Consider the following 3,484-nt stretch of genomic DNA (forward strand, 5'->3'; position numbering starts at 1 on the left):
AAATCCTGGTCGCCGAACGTCAAGTTTGAAGGGCTGGAGGTTCCGCGGCATGAAGATTTGATGACGCATAATCATGGATCTACTGCTAATACACCTCCCAATACTTATGTTGACACCAAAACAAAAAAAGGGCCATGCGGTGAGGAAGTAAAAGAAGTTGAAAAGCATTGTAGACCGGAACATCAAAAAGATGATGATAAGTCCCGAAAAGCTTCACGAACAAAACTGAATAAAATCATATCAAAAGAAAAATTACAAAAGCTGGAGGAAAAAACAAAGGCAATAAAAGATAAACTTGGCTATAAACGGAATAAGCAAAATGACTGGATAGAGGATCATTGTGAAGGGTTAATGCTTCGTCCGTGGTCCGAAAAACAAATTAACCAGAATGTTGATGAGGATTTAGCTGGAGAGTTAAAAAATCTGACATCGGATCTTGATAAATTAACAAAAGAACTTGTCTCCGAAATTGACAGCTATTTTTCCGGATTGTTACAACAGGCTCAGGATAAAGCAACTCAGGTTTTAATCGATAAGTTAGAAAAAAAGATTGCAATAAAAGTTGCTTCGCAGGGGGTAAAATTAGCCTGTAAAGGTGCAATAGCCACAATCCCTGTTGCTGGCTGGATCATTTCGGGAGCCTGGACAGCATATGATGCTTATGATATTTACGATTCATATGATGAGTTAAAAAAACTAAAAGAGCTTTATGAATCTGCAAGGGAAATCATTATTGACAATAAAAAAGCAATGCAGGCTCTATCAGAACTGATTGGTGAAATCAGTAAAAAAACACCATTACAACTAATTGCCTCGGGAATGGATATTTTTGCACGATTAAACTCATGTACACGAGCGAGGCGATGCCTGATGGTTCGCTATGGTGATACGAAGGGATACAGAAAATCGTTTGAAGGAGAAGGGTGCTGTCCTGGACAAACTGGGCATCATCTCATTCCTGAGGCAATGGCTGAAAGTGGTTGTCCTGGGTATAAGCATGATGAAGCACCAGTGATATGTGTTGAAGGTGTTAACCAGCGTCAGGGCTCACACAAAACGGTTCATGACAGATTGCATCAGCAGGTTCTTAATAAAGGTGTTGGAACCCCAATCAGCTATGCTGAAGCACAAAGGATGGCCATAATCAGTTTTAAAGAGGCATTTCCAGAGTCGGGATGTGATGTAAAATGCTTACAGGCACAGCTCGATGCATTTTATAGCAAATGCAAAGGTAATATGACGGCAAAATCAGGTACAACCGGACCATCTGACGGTACTGCAGATGATAATTATAACTGTGAAGAATAGAGAGAAAATAATGCTGACAAAGGAAGAATTTAATGATTGTTTCTATGCAAATTATATTACTGATTGTGCGGTAAGAAATAAAAATGTCTTTGCTTTTGCTGCCCGAAATGGAGAAGAATCAGAAGAGAATGATTTGACTGGTGAATGGAACGTCACAAAATACGCTTGCCGGCTTTATATGGATAAAGAAGATGGTCAACGGATCGGAAAAGCGACGATAAAAGGCTGGAACCGTCTTTACTGTACTGCCAGTATACTTCCCTCTAAAAAACTTGTGTATATTAGTGCTGAAGGTGTTGTTTATATTGTAGGACCAGGCGTGAAAAAAAAATATAATATAAATGAAAGCTGGATAAATAAACACATGTTGCCTGACTACCATGGTGGTGGCCCTGCTTACTTTGCTGTATATCGCGCAAAGATGCTCTTTGGTTATGCCTGGATTTGTGGTCCTCGTGGAAATGTTGCAAAAAGCGTTGGCGATGAACAGTGGGAATACAAGGGCCATCCATTCCCTGATACACAAGACATAGACGCTTTGACAAATCAGAGTTTTCAGGATATTGACGGCTTTGAAGAGAATGATATGTATGCTGTCGGTGGGAGAGGGATGGTATGGCATTATAATGGTAGTACGTGGCAGCAAATAGCATTTCCAACCAATATGTTTCTGTATTCAGTTTGCTGTGGCGAAGACGGTGAGGTTTATATTGGTGCTCAATCTGGAGCTGTTTTTAAAGGAAGAGGAAATCGATGGAAGCAAATTATTTCAGGAGGACTGGCAAATCCATTCAATGATATGGTCTGGTTTCAGGGCAGAGTCTGGGTAACATCTGATCACGGTATATGGACAATTAAGGATGATATTATTGAGCAACCACTGATACCTGATGAGGTTATGGCCTGTGCAGGAAGTATGTCTGTTGGCGATGGAGTATTGCTTGTTGCAGGAGAAGGCGGGGCAGCTTTTCATAATGGTGTTTTATGGCAGAGTTTATTTTTACAGTATGAAATGACTCAGGCTGTAGATAATCCATCATAACATTTAAACGGTGGCGACACAGAGTGACGTATGGAAACCAACGTATATATAAACGGGCGGGAAGCCAGTTCCAAAGCATCAGACGGAAAATCCGCTGGTGCATTTCCCGATCCCTGCTGGTCCCCTCCTCCTCCGCCCACAGGCCCAGTCGTTGTGCCTTATTCCAACACTGCGTATGCACGCGATTTGCAGGACGGGACAGCAACAGTATTTATCTGTAAGTCGATGGTGGCACAGAAAGATCGCTCATACTTCTCCACCAGTGAAGGGAATGTTCCGGCAACACCTGGATTCCAGAAAGGTGTTGCTTCTCATGTCATTAAAGGAAAAGCGTATTTCAAATCCTGGTCGCCGAACGTCAAGTTTGAAGGGCTGGAGGTTCCGCGGCATGAAGATTTGATGACACACAATCATGGTTCCACGGCCAATACACCGCCACATAAGTATATTGATAAAGATGTATTAATAGACGAATGCAAGAAAAACTATGATAAGGTTAAATCAGCTTGCAAAAAAGATCCTAACCAAAAACCTACGTTTGAAAGATTATTGGGGGAAAAGAAATATAAAAATTTAGAACCTTTGCTTAAGAAAGTTGGAATAGATTCAGCCGACTGGATGGAGCATTGTGATGGTTTATGGGTGAAACCCGGATCATTTGGCCTGTCGAAAATTAAGGAAGACTTATCAGAACTGCTTAGCGATATAAAAAACATTCTGAATACCGAGATTGGTGATATCGCAGAGCAAGTTGGGGATGAGATTATCGACCGAGCCATAGAGGCAGGCGAAGACATTGCTATAAGAAAAGCACGTAATGCCGGAATTCGTCATGTTGCAGCTTTGGGCGGAGCTGCTGCTGGTGGCGTGGGAGCCTCTAGTAACAGAAGGCGCGGCGGCAATATGGACCATTGGAGATTCAGCCTGGGGGGTAATTGAAGGCGGAGTAGAGGCTTATGATGCTTTGGATATTATAGGTGCCGCAGGAGATGAACTTAAGCTTCTGCCTGGGAAAGTCGAGAAAATGTTAAAAGATGCCGTTGATAATCCTGTAAAACAGGGAAAGATCACGTAACGCTGCTTTTTTGTACTAAATGATTCGCATTTTATGTTCAATAATTGAGATATTCCTTA

Annotated in this window: 3 protein-coding genes; all 3 read left to right on the forward strand. The window is 41.7% G+C overall.

The features are described 5' to 3' along the window. On the forward strand, positions 1-1,308 hold a 1,308-nt coding region (locus H9644_RS21350; protein WP_225221501.1), incomplete at its 5' end, for an HNH/endonuclease VII fold toxin-2 domain-containing protein. Next, a complete protein-coding gene (locus H9644_RS21355) occupies positions 1,283-2,350 on the forward strand; it encodes a WD40/YVTN/BNR-like repeat-containing protein (protein WP_225221502.1) in 1,068 nt (355 codons plus the stop codon). The genes H9644_RS21350 and H9644_RS21355, both read left to right, overlap by 26 nt. 30 nt (positions 2,351-2,380) lie before the next feature. Further along, on the forward strand, positions 2,381-3,289 hold the full coding sequence (locus H9644_RS21695) for a DUF4150 domain-containing protein (RefSeq protein WP_225221503.1): 909 nt from the start codon (positions 2,381-2,383) through the stop codon (positions 3,287-3,289). Positions 3,290-3,484 lie beyond the last annotated feature (195 nt).

It is taken from the genome of Escherichia whittamii (genome assembly GCF_014836715.1).
GTDB lineage: Bacteria > Pseudomonadota > Gammaproteobacteria > Enterobacterales > Enterobacteriaceae > Escherichia > Escherichia whittamii.

Coding starts and splice junctions, on each gene's coding strand:
- H9644_RS21355 (WP_225221502.1), top strand. CDS start 1,283: ATGATAATTATAACTGTGAAGAATAGAGAGAAAATAATGCTGACAAAG.
- H9644_RS21695 (WP_225221503.1), top strand. CDS start 2,381: ATGGAAACCAACGTATATATAAACGGGCGGGAAGCCAGTTCCAAAGCA.